The 928-nt window shown below is 77.3% G+C and carries 1 protein-coding gene; it reads right to left on the reverse strand.

Annotated features, from left to right (window positions below):
• Positions 1–116: 116 nt before the first annotated feature.
• Positions 117–928: class I SAM-dependent methyltransferase (locus FNQ90_RS25005; RefSeq protein WP_323380175.1), on the reverse strand; the 812-nt coding region annotated here is incomplete at its 5' end.

Raw genomic sequence — 928 nt, forward strand, 5'->3', positions numbered from 1 at the left:
GGGGGCCACCGCCTTCGTCGGGTCCCGGGCTCCGCGTCCGGGGTTCCGCCCGTTGCTCGGCGGCCCGGTGGTCCCTCCCGGGGTCCGGCGCCGGCCGCCGGGGATCGCGGGGGCCCTCACCGGGCGCCCCGGGGGGTCGACCCCGGGGAAGCGGGGCCGGTTCGGTACCCCACCCCCTGGTAGAGGATCGAGGTGTCCCGAACCGGACGCATCCGGACGGTGTCACGCCGACCGGCCAGCCACGCCGGGAGGTCGCGCAGCGTCGGGCGAAGCCCTCGGATGCGCAACCGCACGCCGTGACGGGCGCATTCGCGCCCCAGGTGCTCACGGTTGACGAAGAGCGCGGGGTCGTGCACGCCCCGGGGCGCCATGCGCGGAACCCGCTCCCCGATGTGGACGGCCACCCAGCGGGCGAGTGCCGTGTCGGCGAGGGTGTCCACGATCAGGAGCCCGTCGGGACGCATCAGCCGGCACGCCTCCGCGACCGCCCCGGGGAGGTCCGGTACGTGCTCCAGGATCTCCCCGGCCACCACCACGTCGGCGACACCGTCGGGCAGGGGCACCGCCGTCACGTCGCCCCGCACGGGGAGCACCCCGCGTCCCCGGGCGACGGCCAGTGATCGGGGGGAGAGGTCCACCCCGACGTGGCGGTACCCGTGCCGGCGGAGGTGCGGGGCCAACAGGCCGCCGCCGCATCCCAGATCGACCAGCACGGCCCCGGACCGGGAGGCAGGTGGGACGAGTTCGGCCCGGGCGGCCGCCAGCCAGTGCAGCATCGCGAAGTCCCCGCGCGGATCCCCCCACCGGTCGGCCAACCGCTCGTACAGGGCCGGATCGTTGGGGATCGGGGCGGGGGTCGACGAGCGTCGCGGCAGGAAACGGCGCAGGGCGCCCGGGAGGCCCCGGGCGCCGGATGCGACCCGAGGGG

This window comes from Streptomyces alkaliphilus (assembly GCF_014141535.1).
Classification (GTDB): Bacteria; Actinomycetota; Actinomycetes; order Streptomycetales; family Streptomycetaceae; genus Streptomyces; species Streptomyces alkaliphilus.